General features: G+C 45.5%; 1 protein-coding gene. It reads left to right on the forward strand.

Features of this window, described 5'->3' with window-relative positions; translation table 11 throughout:
- Positions 1-255 (forward strand): signal peptidase I (locus NE665_RS24640; protein ID WP_256302798.1); only part of this gene is annotated, 255 nt, incomplete at both ends.

The following is a 255-nucleotide window of genomic DNA, read 5'->3' on the forward strand; positions in this document are numbered from 1 at the left end:
ATATCCACCGGCAGTCTCATACTGGTCGATACCGATGTTGTACTGTATACGGAGGATATCGTTACCTTTCAAAAGCAGGATTCCATCATCACACATAGGATCGTGAGACAGATTGATGATCAGAGATTCATCACAAAGGGAGACGCCAATGACAGCGATGATCCTACACCGCTCTATAAGACGCAGATCATCGGTAAGGTCATCCTGGTCATCCCTTACATCGGCTATATCGTCCTATTCATCAGACGATATCTC

Source organism: Clostridium sp. DFI.1.208, from assembly GCF_024463855.1.
In the GTDB taxonomy this organism is placed as follows: Bacteria; Bacillota_I; Bacilli_A; order Erysipelotrichales; family Erysipelotrichaceae; genus Clostridium_AQ.